Origin of the sequence: Planococcus glaciei (assembly GCF_900099655.1) — a bacterium.
Taxonomy (GTDB): Bacteria; Bacillota; Bacilli; order Bacillales_A; family Planococcaceae; genus Planococcus; species Planococcus glaciei.
Genome location: NZ_FNDC01000009.1, coordinates 57,703 through 75,926, shown reverse-complemented (window position 1 = coordinate 75,926; position 18,224 = coordinate 57,703). Strand labels below are relative to the sequence as shown.

The 18,224-nt window shown below is 47.0% G+C and carries 10 protein-coding genes; 8 read left to right on the top strand and 2 right to left on the bottom strand.

Annotated features, from left to right (window positions below):
- The first annotated feature begins 119 nt into the window (after nt 1-119).
- From BLQ32_RS11830 to csaB, 4 genes are all read left to right on the top strand, one after another.
- Nucleotides 120-857 (top strand): WecB/TagA/CpsF family glycosyltransferase, encoded by a 738-nt coding sequence (locus BLQ32_RS11830; protein ID WP_036809913.1) that lies wholly within the window; start codon nt 120-122, stop codon nt 855-857.
- Complete coding sequence (locus tag BLQ32_RS11825) at nt 854-2,401, top strand: putative polysaccharide biosynthesis protein (protein WP_074510488.1); 1,548 nt, start codon at nt 854-856, stop codon at nt 2,399-2,401. Before BLQ32_RS11830 ends, BLQ32_RS11825 begins: the two co-directional genes overlap by 4 nt.
- 152 nt (nt 2,402-2,553) lie before the next feature.
- Nucleotides 2,554-4,416 (top strand): DUF5693 family protein, encoded by a 1,863-nt coding sequence (locus BLQ32_RS11820; protein WP_074510487.1) that lies wholly within the window; start codon nt 2,554-2,556, stop codon nt 4,414-4,416.
- Entirely contained in the window at nt 4,404-5,540 is a 1,137-nt protein-coding gene (gene csaB / locus BLQ32_RS11815) for a polysaccharide pyruvyl transferase CsaB (protein WP_342342125.1), read from the top strand. The genes BLQ32_RS11820 and csaB overlap by 13 nt, the downstream gene beginning before the upstream one ends.
- Nucleotides 5,541-5,556: 16 nt before the next feature.
- Here the strand turns inward: csaB and BLQ32_RS11810 are convergent, their stop codons facing one another.
- Complete coding sequence (locus BLQ32_RS11810) at nt 5,557-6,711, bottom strand: acyltransferase (protein ID WP_074510485.1); 1,155 nt, start codon at nt 6,709-6,711, stop codon at nt 5,557-5,559.
- Nucleotides 6,712-6,992: 281 nt separating this feature from the next.
- Between BLQ32_RS11810 and BLQ32_RS11805 the strand changes: the two genes are divergently transcribed.
- Nucleotides 6,993-9,200: a 5'-nucleotidase C-terminal domain-containing protein gene (locus BLQ32_RS11805; protein WP_074510484.1), complete on the top strand. Its 2,208-nt coding sequence runs from the start codon at nt 6,993-6,995 to the stop codon at nt 9,198-9,200.
- 471 nt (nt 9,201-9,671) lie between these two features.
- On the opposite strand, the gene BLQ32_RS11800 is transcribed toward BLQ32_RS11805, so the two are convergent.
- Complete coding sequence (locus BLQ32_RS11800) at nt 9,672-11,549, bottom strand: LTA synthase family protein (protein ID WP_074510483.1); 1,878 nt, start codon at nt 11,547-11,549, stop codon at nt 9,672-9,674.
- A gap of 170 nt (nt 11,550-11,719) precedes the next feature.
- Here BLQ32_RS11800 and BLQ32_RS11795 point away from each other — a divergent pair, with 170 nt between their 5' ends.
- The 3 genes from BLQ32_RS11795 (at nt 11,720) to BLQ32_RS11785 (ending at nt 18,111) form a co-directional block, all read left to right on the top strand.
- Nucleotides 11,720-13,534: an FAD-dependent oxidoreductase gene (locus tag BLQ32_RS11795; RefSeq protein ID WP_074510482.1), complete on the top strand. Its 1,815-nt coding sequence runs from the start codon at nt 11,720-11,722 to the stop codon at nt 13,532-13,534.
- Between the two features lie 396 nt (nt 13,535-13,930).
- Nucleotides 13,931-17,491, top strand: coding sequence for a DUF6359 domain-containing protein (locus tag BLQ32_RS11790; RefSeq protein ID WP_074510481.1), 3,561 nt, complete (start codon nt 13,931-13,933; stop codon nt 17,489-17,491).
- A gap of 368 nt (nt 17,492-17,859) precedes the next feature.
- Nucleotides 17,860-18,111, top strand: a complete 252-nt coding sequence (locus tag BLQ32_RS11785) for an excalibur calcium-binding domain-containing protein (protein ID WP_425312166.1) — start codon at nt 17,860-17,862, stop codon at nt 18,109-18,111.
- Nucleotides 18,112-18,224: the final 113 nt, after the last annotated feature.

Below are 18,224 nucleotides of genomic sequence, written 5' to 3'. Positions count from 1 at the left end.
ATTCTTAACAATTTTTACACGAGAAACCCGTGTTCAAGTGCTTTCTGCTTGAACACGGGTTTCTTTGTTTATGTTATACTGTCATAGAATATTTTGCCCTTAATAGAGGAGTTTTAACCATGACAACCAAATTTGTACATATATTGGGTGTGCCGTTTATCGACACGACCCGCAAAGATTTTATCAAAAAATTGCAAGGCCGCATTGAAAAACAGGAGAAGACGTTTGTCGTGACAGCCAACCCGGAAATTGTCATGCATACGCTGCAAGATTCCGAGTATAAGCAGATTTTGACAAAAGCTGATTACATTACAGCGGATGGCATCGGCATCGTCAAAGCAGCCGCTATTATCGGCGAATCGCTGCCTGAAAGGGTCAGCGGCTACGATATGATGATGGACTTGCTGGAACTGGCCAATGAAAAGCGCCAGCGCATCTTTTTCCTTGGAGCATCAGAGAAGGTGTTGGGGGAAACGGTCCGTCTTGTGGAAGAAAAATATCCCGGCATACAAATAGCTGGACACCAAAACGGATTTTTTGACTGGTCGGATCCGGCTTTGCCGCAAAGCATCAAAGACTCCCAGCCGGACCTGGTCTTTGTAGCACTTGGCTTTCCACGGCAGGAACAATGGATCGGCCGGCACATCGACGGATTTGATAAAGGTGTCTTCATCGGCATAGGCGGCAGTTTTGATGTCTTCAGCGGAAACGTCAAGCGGGCGCCTGAAGCCTGGCAGAAACTGAACCTGGAATGGTTTTACCGCTTAGTGAAGCAGCCGTCGCGCTGGAAGCGGATGCTCGTCTTGCCGAAGTTCGCTTTAGTGGTGGTCCAGCGGAAGGTTTTTAGCAAAGGATGAAAAATACCTTAGTCAAAAGCACGTTAATCTTATCGATTGCCGCATTATTATCTAAAATTCTCGGAAGCTTGTTCCGCATTCCGCTGCAAAACATTGCAGGAGATGAAGTGCTTGGGATTTTCACTCTTGTGTATCCGGTTTACATGGTGGCTTTGACTTTGTCGGTCGCCGGAATCCCGATTGCCATCTCCAAATTGATTGCGGAAGCACGTGCAAAAGGCGACGACCAGCAAATCAAAACGATCTTTTCCGTATCCGGTGTGCTTGCCGCCGTCTTTGGCGTCGCCAGTTTCCTGTTGATTTACGCGTTTTCCCATCCGATTGCCGATGTGCTCGGTGGGCCTGCAACCCGTCCGGCGCTGATCGTCGTCTCGTGCACATTGCTGGTGGCACCGTATATGGCCGTTTATAGAGGCTTTTTCCAAGGCTACGAGAACATGGCGCCGACTGCGGTTTCCCAAGTAATCGAACAGTTTATCCGCGTCGGCCTGATTCTGCTGGTCGCGGTCATCATGGTGCAAAACCTGTACAGCGACGAAGCAATCGGCGGAGGCATCATGATCGGCTCCATTGTCGGAGCGCTTGCATCCTTCGTCTATTTGCGCTTGCTGTATGAACGGACTCCGATCCGGAAAGTGAAACGGATCAAAGACGGCTCGTTCTGGAAAACCGGAAAAACCATCCTTAAAATCTCCATTCCGATTTGCATCGGCGCCATCACGATGGCCCTGCTGAATCTGGTGGATTCCATTACCATTCCGACCGGATTGAAAAACTACGGAAATTCAGGCGATGAAATCAATTACTTGTACGGCATTTACGGAAGAGGATTGGCCTTGGTGCAAATCGTCACAGTGTTTGCAAGCTCCGTCGTATTGCCGCTCATTCCGTCGATTTCCAAGAAATTGTCCGAGCGTGACTTAACCGGTTCAAAACAGCTGATTGAAAACACGTTTTTCCTTACATACCTGATTTCGATTCCAGCGGCAGTCGGCTTGATGGCTTTGACGCTGCCAATCAACCTGGGGCTGTTCACGGATCTGGAAGGGAGCCAGGTGGTCGCCATTATTTCCTTCAGTTCACTCTTTACTTCGTTGACGGTCCTAGGCACAGGTGTGCTGCAAGGCATCAACAAAGCAAGGCTCGGCGCATGGATCATCATCGTCGGCGTCATGGTTAAACTGATTCTCAATTTGGTCCTCGTGAACACGTACGGATTGACCGGCGCCGCCATTTCCACGGCTTTGGTCTACTTGATTTTGTTTGGAATCAATACATATTTCATCCGGAAATATACAGCGTTCGCGTATTTTTCGAAAAAAATCACGGCCATTGCCATCGCTTCCCTCGTGATGGGAGCAGTGATCTGGCTGCCAAGTTTGCTGGTGGATTTCGAAAGCATGTCACGCATCATGGCCTTGCTTTACACCGCCATTGCCATAGCAATAGGAGCCATCATCTATTTCGGCCTGCTGCTGGCATTGAAAGTATTGGATAAAGAAAATATGAGCCGGATTCCGGTCTTGAATAAAATAATGAAATAGATTAGAAGCTAGTTTAAGAAAAATCATCTGATAGTTCTTGGGCAAATGAGATAAAAGGCAGCAAACCTTGCAAAAAGCGCCTGCCTGAAGCGGATTTCCGAAGTTCGAAAAATAAAGGGTCAAACCATGAAAAAGTTAAGGGTGTGTAATTTGTGCAAAAAGTGTTGATCGCCGTCGTCCTAGCCGCATTGATTTTAACGATTCCTTCCATCGTCCAGCGCGTTCAAGTAGAAAAATCTAGTGATACAGTTGAAACGGTGGTGCCGTATAAGCTCGTTCACCAATGGCTGGGAAGTGATTCGGTCCTTACGAGAGACCAGATATTTGCCGATTTGAAAGAAGCGGGTGTCCAATCCATTTCGTTAGAGCCGGATACTTTGCGGACATTGGAGCGCAAAGGAATTATTACAGCCGTAAACTCTGCCCGTATGCGGGAGCACCTGCTTCTTAACCGCCAGGAGCCGCTGGATGAGTTTTATAATAAAGAAGGCCTGTTTGTGGCTTCGTCACCCGATTTTCCGTTGAAAGAAACAACCGATGAGATGTTTGAAGAAACCCATGCCATCAAAGTCAACGGGGTGGATTATGTGTTCATCCCGGGCTTCCAGGACACCATTCTGTCTTCTCCGGTGGGCTACGATGAAGAAGTGGCCGATGCGGCGATTGATGCCGGATTCACTGTTATTCCCCGCATCGCAGATTATGGAGAAGACCAAATGCGCCGAATGGCCGATAATCTGTTGGCGTTAAAGCGTGAAGGCATTGAAAAAGTGCTATTTCTTGGTGCATATTCACCCTTCTATCGAGAACCGGATTTACTGAAAGAATTTTCAGAAGAGATGAAAGAAACGGGCTACACACTGATTCAAATCGAAGGCCCCGAACAGGTTGGATTCGGTCAAGCCGCATATGCAATGGACTTGGATGTCGTCCGGCTCCATAGTGTGCCGGTCAATCCTGCAGAGTTATCCGTATTTTCGGAGCGAATTGTCCGGGCGGTCAAAGAACGCAACATCCGCTCGATTTTCCTGAATACAAAAGGAGAAGAATACGATGAAGAAATGGACGGCTTGAAAACGATCCGCGCAGATGTCGATGCCGGACTGTCATCAAATTCTCGTGGAAAAGCCGCTGCATTTGACTCGTATGAAGTGCCTCTTTGGCAAACGGCTGCCGGCTTAATCGGCGCCATCGCCTTTTTGGGGCTTGCAGTGGATGTCATTGTTAAAAATCGCAAGCTGACATTCCTAACTCTGGCAGGAACTGCGCTGCTTGCATTGATTTATATGCTATTTGGACTAAGCATTATTTTGAAGGCAATTGCGCTTGCCGTTGCCGTCTCAGCCCCTGTTTTAGCAGTACTGCTCAACAAAAAGACGGACGCCAAAGGGTATTTGCTGATTGAATATGCCAAGGCGGTCGCTGTTACTTTAGTAGGTATTTGGTTTATAGTCGTATTGCTCAATGGAAATCAGTTCCTGTTAGGTATAGACTCGTTTAGAGGAGTTAAACTTGTTTATATTTTGCCGATGGCCTTTATTGCCTTATATGCCATTTGGGGCAACTTCAAGTTCCTGTTGAATATGAACGTGAAATATTGGCATATGTTGATTTTCGCGTTGATTGCTGTGTTAGGATTGTACTATATCAGCAGAACGGGAAATACCGGTTCTGTCAGTGCAATCGAATTGCAGGTGCGCCAAGCGCTTGAACAAATCTTATACGTACGGCCGCGGACAAAAGAATTTTTGATCGGCTTCCCGCTTTTTGTTGTGGCGCTTTATGTGGCAAAACGAAACGTAAAAGCCAGCTACTTCCTTTTGGTTCCGGCAGTCATCGGCTTTTTGTCGATGGTCAATACGTTTACCCATCTTCATATTCCATTGTCAATTTCATTGCTGAGAAGCGTATATAGCATCATTTTTGGATTTATCATTGGCGGGGCACTTATTTTATTGTACAAATGGATCGGCACACGGATAGTTGATCAGATAAAGGCGAGGTGGCAATTTTGAGAATAGTTTTGTCTGGATATTATGGCTTTGATAATGTAGGGGATGAAGCTATTCTTTATGCCATTATCCAATCATTGAAAGAGTATTATCCAGAGATCGGCATCGTGGTGCTGTCCAATAAACCGGAAAAAACGGCCAGGACTTACGGCGTAGAAGCGGTAAACCGCTGGAATGTCGCAGAAGTGGCGAAAGCGATCAAAGCGGCGGACGGGTTGATCAGCGGCGGCGGCAGCCTGCTGCAGGACGAAACAGGGCGCAAAAGCATTCCGTATTATGCAGGCGTCATGAAAATCGCCCAATTCCTGAAAAAGCCGGTCTTTGTGTATGCACAAGGCATGGGGCCGGTGGCAAGCCGGATCAACCGGATGATCATGAAAAATACGCTGCAGGCAGCGGAGCTTTTGACGGTGCGGGATGAATCATCCCGGCAGTTGCTGAAGGACATCGGCATCAAGCAGCCGGTCCAGATTGTGCCGGATCCTGTCATGGGCATTGATGCCGCCGGATTTGAAAGCGCCTGGATGGACCACAAGCAGTTTACCGGGCGCATCATTTCCGTTTCGGTACGGGACTGGACAGACGATTTGTCGTACTTGAAAAATGTGGCGGCAGCCTTGGATGTTTTGTCGGAAAAGGGCCATAACATTGTGATGGTTCCGATGCACGGCAAGCACGATTGGAAAACATCAAAACGCGTAACGGATATGATGAAGGAAGAAGTCCATACGCTTCCGCATGATCGTTCGATTGAAGAAAAAATGGCGGCGATCAAAGCCTCGGATGTGCTGCTCGGGATGCGCCTGCATGCCTTGATTTTTGCAAGCACCGGAATGACGCCGTTTGCCGCCTTATCGTACGACCCGAAAATCGATTCATTTGCATCGATTGTCAATCAGCCGGTCATTGGCAATGTCAGCGAGAACAACTGGACGGCTGAAGATATAGTGGCCGCTATAGAAAAAATCTTTGCGGATTACCCGAACGAACTGAAAAAATTGGAAGAACGGGTGGCCCCTTTGCAAAAACGGGCAGGGGACACAGCGAAACAAGTGATTGATTTGCTGCTTGAGCCTTCCGCCGGTTCAAGGCAAATGATTTCTTATTCAAAAGTGCGAAACCGATAAGCAAAAAGGAGTTGCCCTAAAGTGGTTTAGGGGCAACTCCTTTTTTGATTTTTGGCAGATCGCGCAGCCGGTTTCCTTTTCCGAAAACAATCCAGCTATGCGGAACGAATTCATAAAAGAACCGGACTGTGAACCAGCTGCCGAAAAACATAATGAGCAAAACGGCCAATTGCAAGGAATGGAATTCCAGCGGCTCGCCGTTATTGGGCAGTACAGGCCTTAACACCATTAGGAAAAACGGGTGGATCAAGTACATGCCGAATGATACGGTGCCGAGTTCCGTCAGCAGTTTTTTTAGGAAAACCAGTTTCAGCGAAGCGAGGAAGTGGACCGTGATAAAAATAGCAGCGCATGCAAATAAAGCATGTGTGCTCCACGCAAATTCCACGACGCGGTTGCTGAATGTCGGCTGGCCGGTGCGGATGTTGTAATAAATATCGACATAAAAATAAATCATGGCTGCAAATCCGGCAAAGATGAATACGATTCCTGCAAAATTCTTTCGCCAGTCCCGAATCCAAGCGGCAACCGATTCATAATACACACCGAGGAACGCCCCGAAGAAATAAAACATCATATAAGAAAGCGACACAACCGATTTCGATGGGACAAAGCCGTATTCAGCATTCAACAGCACCCATGCCCATTGGATGGCAATGCCGATAAAAAAGGAATACTTCCGGATCCACTTGAATTTCTTGAAGAGGTACAGCAGAACCGGGAACATCAAGTAAAACTGTACGCTGACAAACACAAAATACAAATGGAAATGCGCATTGCCGGTTGCAACTTTATAAAGAAAATTTTCCGCCATCGCAGGGATGTCGTCAAAACTTCCATATAGGCGCTGATAAATAAGGAAATAGAACACCGAAAAAACGACATAAGGAACAAGAATAAACAGCAGCCGTTTCTTATAAAATTGCTGGAACAACTTGGCCGTTAGGTCGCGGTGGTAATACGTATAAAACAAAATAAAACTGCTAAGAAAAATGAATGCCGGTGTTCCGATCTTTCCAGCGATATTTAAAAAATTATAGACACCAAACATAAAAGAGCCCGTATCGGTGTTTGCTACGCCGTGTGAAGTTGCATGGACCGCAAATACCGCGAACAAAGCGAGCGCCCGGGCGTATTGAACTTCATCCAAATATTTTCGTTTTAAAGCCATTTAATCACCATACTTTCTTCATTGCCTGATAAATTAAACACACCTCCATCATTTTAACACGGCAAATGCTAGTGCTATTTACGGAATTGTAAAGAGGGTATAAAGATTTAGTTAAATGGCAATTCATTTAAAAATCTTATTGTTCTAAAAAAGGGGGCGTGCTACACTAAAAGCGAATGATTGCGCTTGCTTGCTGTGTTCAAACAGACATAGGCATTGATCCGATACAGGCAGCTGGGTAGACAGCAATTGCTCAAAAAACTATTAAGGATGGTGTCAGAATGAAAGGAAAAGTGTTTAAGGCCACAATCGCTGCTGCATTGACGGCAAGTGTGATTGGAGTTCAAGCGCCGGCTGATGTACAAGCAGCTGAAGGGGATTTTGAACTGACGATTATGCACACGAACGACACGCATGCGAATTTGGATAATGTAGCGACGCGTGCAGCAATTGTGAATGATATTCGCGGGAAGAAACCAAATAATTTGTTGCTTGACGCGGGTGACGTTTTTTCTGGAACGCTTTACTTTAATACTTTCCAAGGACAGGCAGATATGACATTCATGAATATGATGAAATACGATGCCATGACTTTCGGGAACCATGAATTTGACCTTGGTTCAGTGGACAACCATCAGGCATTGGATGAATTTGTTGCCGAAGCTGATTTCCCATTCGTCTCAGCGAACGTGGACTTTGCAGCAAATGAATTCCTTGGCGAATGGCAAAATAAAGAGTACACAGCCGATTACGGGGACGGCGAAATTTACAACGGCATCATTAAAGAAGTGAACGGAGAAGAAATTGGGATTTTCGGTTTGACGACTGAAGAAACAGCTTCTATTTCCAGTCCGGCCGATGTTGAATTCACCAATTACCTGGAAGCAGCTGAAGAAGCGGTAGCAGCTTTTGAAGAAGCTGGCGTAGATAAAATTGTGGCGTTGACACATATCGGTTTTGATGACTCTATTAAATTCGACAACGATTTAACGCTTGCAAAAGAAGTGGAAGGAATTGACGTCATTGTCGGCGGACATACACATACGAAAGTGTCTCCACCTAAAGTAGTGGAAAATGTGGACCCGGTTGTCATCGTTCAAGCAAACGAATACGGCAAATTCGTCGGTCAATTGGATGTTACGTTCAATGAAGAAGGCGTTATCACGGCTCACACTGGAACTCTTCACGAAGTGGCGAAATCGACTCTTACTCCGGACGCAGCAGTTGCTGAAAAGCTGAAAGAATACTCTGTGGAAGTTGACGCACTTAAGAACGAATCAATCGGAGCGGAAGCGACAGTTTTTCTTGACGGCGGCCGCAGCAAAACAAATGGCGACGGAACAGGTGTCCGTGCTTCTGAAACAAATCTCGGAAGCCTGATTACAGAAGGCATGCTTTCAACTGCGAAAAAGATTGACCCTGCAACAGTCATCGCTGTACAAAACGGCGGCGGTATCCGTGCTTCTATTACAGAAGGCGTGATCACAGTCGGTGATGTTTTGACGGTTATGCCTTTCGGTAATGCACTGGCAATTATGGATCTAAAAGGAACAGAAATTAAAGCAGCTCTTGAAAACAGTGTGAAAGATCATCCGAATGAATCCGGCGGTTTCTTGCATACAGCTGGACTGGATTTCAAATTTGATAATACACAGCCAGCAGGGTCACGTGTTACAGAAGTGACAGTAGTGGAAAATGGAACAAGTACGGCACTTGATTTGAACAAAAACTACAAAGTTGCGACGAATACGTTCACTGCAAAAGGCGGAGACGGCTACACTTCATTTGGTGAAGCGTATGCAGATGGCCGCGTAAGCGAGCCTGGCAACATCGATTATGAAATGTTCATCGATTACGTAGCATCATTGCAAGAAGGAAACCCATATGGAATCGTACCTGCTCCTGTAACGGAAGAGCCAGGCGAAGTGGAAATGCCGTTTACCGATCTTGATGAAAAAGGATGGGCTTACCCATACATTCAAGACTTGTACGCGAAAAAGATCATGAATGGTACAACAGGAACCACATTCTCACCAAAACAAGACTTGCCGCGCTGGCAGGCCGTAACGCTTATGGTTCGTACACTGGGCTTGCCAGTAGCGGATGCACCTGCATCCAAGTTCACGGATATTTCAAAACTTCCGGCAGAGCGCCAAGCGGAAATTAATGCTGCTGTCAAAGCAGGATTGATCAAAGGGGTTACTAGCACGAAATTTAACCCGAACGATAAAATTTCACGCGAGCACTTCGCTTTGATCATGAACCGTTTATACGACCATGCGAGCGAAAAAGATTACACAATGGATAAAGTAGCTCCATTCAAGGACATCAGCAAATTGAATGCAGAGTCGCAAAAAGCAGTAAGCATGCTTTATGATTTTAAAATCTCAGACGGTTGGAATGGCAACTACATGCCGGCTAAATTCACAACACGTGAAGAAACAGCAAAAATGTTCTCATTGCTGATCAAGCAAACACCAAGCAAATAAAACAGCAAAACCCGATACACCGGTTCGCCAGTGTATCGGGTTTTTTGATTAAGAATGTAAATGGAGCGCAGAGGTCGTAACTTAAGCAGGAAAGGGTGTAACTCAGATAGGATTGGTTGCAACTCAAACAGGAAAGGGTGTAACTCAGATGGAATTGGTTGCAACTCAAGCAGGAAAGGGTGTAACTCAGATGAAATTGGTTGCAACTCAAACAGGAAAGGGTGTAACTCAGATAGGATTGCTTGCAACTCAAACAGGAAGGGGGCTAACTCACAGAGACTTGCTCACAATTTAGAAGAAAAACCTAACTAAAGCAGAAAGGTGTAACTCAGATGGAATTGGTAGTAACTCAGCATGAAAAGGTTGTAACTCATACCGGATTCGTAGCAACTCACCCCCAAAAGGTCGCAACTCACCCAAAACTGCACAAAAATGCCCCGCTTCCAAAATATAAAGGAAGCAGGGCATTTTTTATCGCTCAGGCAAGCTTTCCAGATAAGCATCCGATAAGCTTTCCAGCTGCAGGATGCGGTCGTAATCCGTTTTGTACTGGCTGAAATCATCCAGCGGCGTTTCCGTTTCCAGATCGAAAGCGGTGCCGTCTTCATAGCCTTTTTCCGGCATGAACAGGATGTCGTCGTTCCAGAACGAACCGACTGGCAAGTAATAGCGGGCACCGAGCAGGTTGGAATCGTGGTTCAACAAATCCTGCCCGAAGACCACTTGTTCGTCGAGCGGCAAACCAAGCAGATTGGCAAGCGTCGGCATCATATCCAGCTGGCCGCTCATTTTCTCAAATGTTTGCCCTTGATCCGTGATCCCCGGTGCATGGACGATGAACGGGACATTCAAACGGTCGAGCGTCTGGTACTCGCGGCCAAGCAGTTCGCTAACCAAATCGACATCGCGTTCGCTGATGGCGCTTTGCTGCAGGCCGAAATGGTCGCCGTAAATGGCAATGACGCTGTTTTCGTACATGCCTTCCGCTTTTAATTGCTCAATAAAACCGTTGATGACGCGGTCCATATAATGCATGGATACTAAATAATCGCCGGTCAAAGAATCTTTGAATTGATCCGGCAGCGCATATTGCCGTTCTTCTGCCGGCAACGTAAACGGATGGTGGCTGGTCAGCCCGATTAGATGGGCAAAGAACGGCTTGTCTTTGGCGTGCTGTTCTTTCAATACCGGCAAGGCTTTGTTGAACATGACTTCATCGGACGGGCCGATGCCGATAACGTCTTCATTGCCGAAGAATTCGCCGTAGTAGAAATTATTGAACCCAAGTGCCGGATACAGTTCATCGCGGTTCCAGAACGAAATGTCATCCGCGTGGAACGTCATGGTCGTGTAGTTCCGCTCGTTCAACAAACGCGGCAGGCTCGGGAATTGTTTATTGCCATAGGTTTGGGAAGTCGGATTGAACGCCACCGGGTAAAGCGAGGTGTTCAAGATGAATTCCGCATCCGATGTATTTCCAGGCCCGGTCTGCTGGGCTGTGTTCGGGAAATAAAAACTTTCATCAAGCAGTTTGTTCAAGTTCGGCGTCACTTCATTGCCGCCGACATTCAGGCGGAGCGGGAAGTTCTGCATCGACTCAACTTGGATGACGATCAAATTGCGTCCCTCGGCATCGCCGAAAAATTTGCGATCCTCAACCGGAATGTCCTCTAAGCCTTTCAACTCCTGAACTTCTTTTTGCAATTCTGCCGCGTTTTCGACTGATACATTGGTCTGTGCGTTCACTTGGCTGTCAGGGCCAAAAACGATTTCGAGCGCTTCGTAGTTCAGGATCCCTTTTTCTTCTGCGGCAATAACATTGTTCGCAATCAGTTCATCTTTATGGGAGGTGAAGTTGACGAGCGTCACAACAATCGACGCCAATAAAATCGGCACAACGAAGTATTTCGCATTCAAAGGCTTTGTGCTGAGCGGGTATTTCCGGAACGCCAGCAAGACGAGCAAAATGAGAATGTCTGCGAAGAACAGAATATAGACCGGATTCAGCAACGCCGTAATGCTTTCTGAAATGGTGCCGACTTGGCCAACCTGGAACAGCGCAAAGTACGTCACAATGCGGCCGAAGAAGGAATGGTACATAATGACCGCTAAAAACAATGTGGAAAACAGTACGCTGAACAGGAGAAACGCCCCTGGCTTCCATTTCACGGCAATCAATTCAATGATGGCAGCAAAGAGCACAATATAGCTAAACTCCAGGACAACTGCTTTCAACAAGCTGACTTCCTGGAATAATAAGAAGCGCAGCAGTACCACTTTTAATAATAATAAAAGAGAAATAATAAACAAATGACTTTTGAAGAATTGATAAACCGATTCTTTTTTCATAAATTAACCACCTAATTTAGATCCTTTTTTTGTCCAATCTTTATTGTTCGTGAAAGAACGGAAGAAGTCAAGTGACTGAAGAATTGTATACGAGGAGAGGTTTGAAAGAAGGCAAGGGGTCTGCTACCATTACAGGAGGCATAGTTGGAATAAGAAAAATGGAGGACATAATGAAAAAGACACATATAGGATTTATTGCATTGCTTCTGCTCGCAATTTTGTTGATTGCGGGATGGATGGGCTTTAAGGAACAAGCTTCTGAAACCGACTTCGATGTTGTGGTCTTCGGCGGTGAACCGGAGGGCGTGGCGGCGGCTGTTTCGGCTGCGCGGAACGGCAGCAAGACGCTATTGATCTCCGAGGATGACAGCTTAGGCGGTTTAATGACAGACGGCATGCTGAATTTTCTCGATGTCAGCTCGGACAAAAACGGCAATCCGGCCAATGCCGGCATTTTTGCCGAATGGCATGAGATAGTCGGCGGCCAAGTAGGCTTTGACATTGAAACAGCGGAAAAAGCGTTCCACCAATTGGTGGATGAAGAAGATAACCTGACCTTAATGAAGGAAACGCAAATCACTGAAACGGTGAAAGAAGGCAAACGTCTTTCGGCCATTGGGGTGACGGAAGCGTCGGGAGAAAGCCGGACGGTTACGGCGAAACGCTTTATCGACAGCACAAAAGACGGGGATTTGGCAGTAAAAGCAGGGGCTCCTTATTTTACTGGCGGCGGAGACATGAACCTTGAAGACCGGAAAATGGCCGTGACGCTGATGATCCACTTGAAAGGCGTCGACTGGGAAGGGCTCCAAAAAGCATCGAAAGAAGGCGTTTTTGGCGGCGGCGAGGTAAGCGGCAATGTCGCCTGGGGATACGGCGATCTGCATTTTGATTATAAAGCGCACTACGCAAAAGACACCCGCCTTCGCGGTTTGAACATTGTCCGCCAGAGCGACGGGACAATTGTCATCAATGCACTGCAAATTTTCGGCGTGGACGGACTGGACCCGGCGTCGAAAAAAGCAGCCATCGAAATGGGGAAAGAAGAAACCCGTTATATAGTAGAGTTTCTGCGCAACAACTTCCCGGGATTTGAAAAAGCGGAAGTGGCAAGTTACCCGGAAGAACTTTATATAAGAGAAACCCGCCACATAAAAGCGGAGTACCAATTGCCATTGAGCGATGTCTGGGAAAACAAAGACCATTGGGATTCAATCGGATTCGGTGCTTACCCGGTCGATGAACAAGCCACGTCCATTGAAGACTACGGCGCCATCTACAGCGATCCGGTACAATATGCCATCCCGTTCCGCTCGCTTGTGCCGCAAAACGTAGACGGATTGCTCGTCGCAAGCAAAGCCGCCGGCTACAGCTCGCTCGCTGCCGGCAGTGCGCGGGTATTGCCCACGGGCATGACGGCCGGCGAAGCGGCAGGTGCAGCAGCGGCCATTTCAATCAACGAAGACATGAGCTTGCGGGAAATGAGCAAAGACAAAGCGGCCATCAAAAAACTGCAGCGTACACTGAAAGAGCAAGGCGCCAATCTTTATTCATTCGACATCGGCTACTCTTACGAAGGGGAATGGTTTTATCCGGAAGTCCGCACCCTGCTTAACTTAGGCTTGGTCAAAGGGGCATATGAAAATAAATTGCCAGTGGAAAAGCCGATGGTGGAACAGGCATTTGTAAACATACTGATGCACGGCGCCAACCGCATCTCAACGCCCGAAGCTGAAAAAATGCGCATCAATTTAGATGCGATGCAAGGGCTGGTAGCGGCAGACCAGGAATTGAGCCGCGATAAAGCCGCTGAGCTGATTCTTGCATTCAACGGGATCACCGCCGAAACGGAGAGTCCGTGGGACCTGGCGGTTAAAGAAGGATTCATTGACAATACCATTGCAAAACGGCTGAAAGAAGACCGGCCAATAACCGGTGCGGAAGCCTATTACCTCATCGGAAAAGCGCTGAAGAAAATTCAATAAGAAGCAGAAGAAGGCATTTGTGCGCAAATGCCTTTTTGTGTGCAGAAAAAGTGGGGTGAAGGTGAGTTCCCACCAATGGGGGGGAGTTATTACCATTTTAAAGTGAGTTCCTACCTCTTGGAGGCGAGTTCCCACTAATTCACCTTGAATTCCCACCAATCCCTGGCCAGAGCCGGAAAATTTTATAGAAGAGAAGGTTTTCGCTTTTCGCGGAAGCGAAAAGCATCCAATTAGGGCTTGGGGTGTTTGGAAATATCATGTTTCTGCTTCTGTATAGCTGCGATGAATGAAAATTGTATTTATTTCTCTTATTCCGAAAAAATAAATATAAATTTTGGCAATCATAGAGTATACTATTCCGGTACCATAGTAAATCTCCTGAGGAGTGGAAAACGAGTGTCGAAAAACGTATTCACCAAGATTTTCTTAAGCCTTCTTCTGGCTTTGTCCGCTGTCTTGCCAACCATGGCAACAGCAAATGCCGCAGAACCGATTACAGTAGCGGAAGCGATCGCCAATAACAGCGGTACAGCTACAGTGAAAGGATATATCGTTGGAACAGTTATTAGCGGACCAAGTTACAAACAGGAAGGGCCGTTTACCGTAGCTTCTAACTTAGCTTTAGCGGACTCTCCTGATGAAACAGATCCGGCTAAAATCATGCCGGTAGCATTGACAACGGGTTCATCAGTACGCGCAGCATTGAACTTAGTGGACCACCCAGAAAACTTTAAAGCTCAGGTTACCATTACGGGGAACCTGGAAAAATATTTTTCAGTGTCTGGTTTAAAATCTCCAACAGCACATACAATCATCGGTGAAGGCACTACACCACCGCCAGCACCACCTGCAACAATCGTCGATTCCATCGCAAAAGCCCGCACATCTGGCGGCGAACTGATCCAAGTTGAAGGCATCGTCACAACGGGAACAGGCTTCTGGGGCGGCAACGCATTTTACATCCAGGATAATACTGCAGGAATGTACGTTTACACAAGCAGCGCAAATGTTGCGCCTGGCGACAAAGTGCGCCTCACAGGAAAAACTTCCGAGTATTCAGGGGAACTGCAATTGCAGCCTGCAAGCATCGAAGTCGTTTCGAAAAACAACGCATTGCCGGAAACGCAAACCGTTACACCAGCTGGCGTAAATGAAGAAACACAAGGCGAACACATCTTAATTGAAAACGCTATCATTACAGGTCTGACATCTGTGAACGCTTACGGTACGTTCGAGTTTACAGCAAAAGCCGAAAACGGTGAAACTGTCGTTGTCCGCAATGACAACCGCAACGGCTATCTGTTCGACCAATTTACCAAACAATACAAAGAAGGCGACCTGATCCGCGTATCGGGCATCGCTTCGAAATTCAATACTTCATACCAAGTAAAAACTTTAGGGTCAGAAAGCTTTGACCTCGTCAACAAACCAGCCGTTTACACAAACCACTTCCCGGGCATCATTTCTGATGGAACGGAAATCGTCCTTCAATCAGGCTGGGACAACGCGAAAATCTATTACACGCTCGACGGCTCAGCTCCATCAGCCAACAGCACACTTTACACAGCACCATTCAAATTGGCAAAAGACACAACGATCAAAGCAATCGCAATTGGCGATAAAACATCGGAAGTGTTTTCATTCGACTACACGGTCCTGAAAACAGCGGACCTGAAAATCCGTGAAATCCAAGGCGATGGCCATTATTCGGATTACCAAGGCGTCGTAGTGAATGACATCGTCGGAGTGGTGACGCACCTTTACAACTCGGCGAACTTTGTCATCCAGGACACGAACCCAGACAATGATTTGACCACTTCGGAAGCCATCATGGTCAATAAAGCATCGAACGGCTTAGTTGTCGGTGACTTAGTGAAAGTCAACGGAACTGTGGAAGAGCATTTCCAGGAAGGCTATTCCGATATGAAAGACGTCGACCTTCCGATTACGCGCATTCGCGCAACAGAAGCTGCGGCAACTGGAACGGCACCGCTTCCTGAACCGGTTGTCATCGGCGAGGATGTGCAGCCGCCGTCTGAAATCATCGACAACGACGGATTGACTTCGTTTGACCCGGAAGAAGACGGCATCGATTTCTGGGAATCGCTTGAATTGATGCGCTTGGCAGTGCCAAACGCAAAAATCCTTGGGCCGCAGGGCTACGGCGAAGTTGTCGTAGTGGCGGAAAATTCACCAAATACGAAGTTCCATAAGCAAGGCGGAATCCTGCTTTCAGAGAACGACTACAACCCGGAACGAATCACTGTTGACTTTAACAATGAAAGTTTCATCGCGAAAGCGGGAGATTCATTTGATGGCGACGTCATCGGCGTCATGGGCTTCGGCTTCGGGAACTACAAATTATGGACGAACGAAAAAGATCTTCCGCCTCTAGTGGACGGTAAGGTCAAACCGGAAACAACATGGATTGAGAACGCTGAAGACAAGTTGACTGTAGCGAGCTACAATGTTGAAAACTTCTCAGCTGATCCAAACCATACGAGCAACGAAAAAGCGGCGCGCCTCGGCGAATCGTTTGTGAAAAACTTGAACTCGCCGGATATCATTTCCTTGATTGAAGTGCAGGACAACGACGGCCCGGTTGCATCCGGCAACAGCGATGCAACTCAAAGCTTCGAGCGCTTAATCGCAGCGATCAAAGCAGCAGGCGGACCGGAATACAAATTTACGGACATTGCCCCTGAATACAATAAAGACGGCGGCGAGCCGGGCGGAAACATCCGCGTCGGCTTCCTTTACAACCCGGAACGCGTTTCCCTTGTTGAAGGAACAAAAGGTTCATCGACTGAAACGAATTCATGGAAAGACGGGGAGCTTGTCTTGAATCCTGGGCGTATCCAGCCGATTCCAATGCCAGGCACACGCAAACCGTTAGCTGCACAATTTGAGTTCCAGGGCGAAAAAGTGGTTGTCATTACAGCCCACTTGAACTCGAAAGGCGGAGACCAATCACTCTTCGGCAAAAACCAGCCGCCGGTTCTTGGTTCCGTACCGGAGCGCATTGAGCTTGCAAAAGCAATCAACGGCTTTATTGCCGAAGGGCAGAAACAAGATCCAGATTTGAACGTCGTTGTCACAGGCGACATGAACGATTTCGAATTCACACCGGCACTAAAAGCATTAAAAGGCGACTACTTGACGAACAAAGTTGAAGATGTGCCGCTTGAAGACCGTTTCTCTTATTACTACCAAGGCAACTCGCAAGTGCTGGACCACATTTTGGTAACGAACAATTTGGCGGACAGCACGGATATCGACATGCTTCACATCAACTCGATGTTCATGGAATACCATGGACATGCGTCGGACCACGATCCGGTTCTCGCACAAATCGATTTCCAAGCAACAGAAGAAGAACCGGAACTTCCGGAAATGCCATTCACGGATGTATTTGAAAGCGACTGGTCATACAGCCATATCTACAATTTGTACCGCGATCAAATCATCAACGGAACAACAGCGACAACGTTCTCGCCGAAACAGAACTTGACGCGCTGGCAGGCCGTTACGATCCTGTCGCGCATCTATGACCTGGAGCCGACAACGAAGGCGCCGTTCAAAGACATCGGCAGATTGCCGAAAGAACGCCAAGCGGAAATCAATGCCGCTTTTGCAGCCGGATTGATCAAAGGATACAGCCCGACTGAATTCAAACCGAATGAACCGATTACACGTGCGCATTTCGCATTGCTTGTGCACCGTCTGATCGAATTGTCCATCGACGAATACCCAGTCGACAAATACGCACCGTATAAAGACATCAGCAAACTGACAAAAGAAGAAAAAGAAGCGATTACGGTTCTATATGAATTGGAAATCGCAACGGGCTACAACAACAACTTCATGCCAAAGAAACTTGCATCGCGTGAAGAAGCAGCCAAAATGTTCGACATCTTCATTGACTACCTGGTAGGCTCTGAAGCCGACCTGCAATAGAATTCAAGAGGTTGCCCTGATCAGAGGGCAACCTCTTTTTTAGTGGAGCGAGTGCTGCCGAAAAAGAGTGCATTCCGGCCAATAGGAGATGAGTTGCGACCATGTGTGCGCGAGTTACAACCAATCCATGCTGAGTTGCAACCAATAGCTCCCCAGTTACAACCTGGCTGGGATTACGGGGCAGCTGGCACCAAGAAGGATATTATTTTTACATCCTATATGCGCTGAAATAAATACCTGCTATACTGGATTAGCTAACAATATATGGATATTTGCAAAGTGCAAAACTTAAATTGTTGGCAAGGGATGCAAGGAGAACTAGTCGAAGAAAAGGGGCAGAATTCATGAAAAAACTTAGTTTTGCAGTCATGTCATTGATGGTGGCGCTCAGTTTCACGTTCAGCGCAGCGCCAATGCCAGCAGATGCTGCAGGAACAAAAGCGAAGACGTACAAAAACTGCACAGAGATCAACAAGGTCTATGCAGGAGGCATTGCCCGCTCTTCAAAAGTGAAGAACAAAGGCGGAAAAACAAAGTACAAACCATTTGTTTCCCAAGCTTTATATGATGCAAACAAGAAAAGCGACCGCGACAAAGATTTGATTGCCTGCGAACGCTGATGCGAAGCATTAATAGTTAATAAAGAAGCCTCCTGGCCCCGAATTGGGCCAGGAGGCTTTTTAGATTCGTTCCGATTATTAAATTTATGTAACTCTTTTCCAAGGATATTGAC